The sequence below is a fragment of the Xanthobacter sp. BG11Y11_SDJG genome (assembly GCF_057364445.1).
Map to the genome: position 1 here is coordinate 1 of NZ_JBNFNU010000717.1, position 1,134 is coordinate 1,134.

General features: G+C 74.0%; 1 protein-coding gene. It reads right to left on the bottom strand.

All coding sequences use genetic code 11. The annotated features are described in order from the left end of the window. Window positions 1–1,008 (bottom strand): HAD-IC family P-type ATPase (locus AC2W7M_RS26015; RefSeq protein ID WP_486136039.1); only part of this gene is annotated, 1,008 nt, incomplete at its 3' end. Between the last annotated feature and the right edge of the window lie 126 nt (window positions 1,009–1,134).

Here is a 1,134-nt window from a genome sequence, read left to right on the forward strand (position 1 = left end):
AAGCGATCTCCATCGGGTCGCCGGTGCCCTCGCCAGTGGCGGGATGAGGTCGGCGTCATTGGCGAGCACGCAGACCTCGATCAGCCAGGCCAGCGCCGCCTCGGCTCCGGGCAGCGCCACCGGCGCGCCCTCGGCGGGCACGTCGATAACGCCGCCGGCGAGCACGAGCCGGCGCACCGCCATGCGGTTGCGGGTCAGGGTGCCGGTCTTGTCGGTGAGAATGATGGTGGTGGCGCCCAGCGTCTCCACCGCCGCGAGCCGCTCCACCAGCGCGTTCTGCCGCGCCATGCGCCAGACGCCGCGCGCCAGCGCGAGCGTCGCGACGATGGGCAGGCCCTCGGGGATCGCCGCGACCGCCAAGGCGATGGCCGATTCCACCATCAGCAGCGGGTCCTTGCCGCGCGCGAGCCCGATGGCGGCGATGACGATGGTGAGGCCGCCGACGGTCCACACCAACTGCTGCGAGAGGCGCGCGAGGCGCTTCTCCAGCGGCGAGGAGTCCGGCCGTGCCTCCTCCACCAGAGCGGTGATGCGGCCGAGTTCGGTGGCAAGGCCGGTCGCGACCACGAGGCCGAGCCCGCCGCCGCGGGTCAGCGCAGTGCCCATGAACAGCATGGAGGTGCGCGCGCCGAGCGGCGCGTCGGGCGCCACCGGATCGGGCGCCTTCTCCACCGGCACGGATTCCCCGGTCAGCGTGGATTCGTCGGCGGCGAGGTTCGAGCCCTCGACGATCCGCAGGTCGGCCGGGATGCCGTCGCCCGCCTCCAGCAGCACGAGGTCGCCCGGAACGAGATCTTCGGCCGGCACCAGCAGCACGCGCCCGTCGCGCCGCACGCGGGCGGAGCGGGTGCCGAGCGCGCGCAGCGCCTCGATGGAGCGCGCCGCCTTGATCTCGGTGACGAAGCCGATCAGCGCGTTCAGCACCAGCACCAGGACAATGGCGCCGGCCTCGGCCCAGTCGCCGAACCAGGCGGCGAGCGAGGCCGCGCCCGCCAGAAGATAGACCACAGGGCTGGCGAACTGGTGGACGAGCAGCGCCAGCGCGCTGGCCTTGCGCCGCGCGGCGATGGTGTTTGGTCCCGGCTGGCGGCGGCGCCGGGCCGGCGGCGCATTGCACCTGCGTCAGGCCGCGTC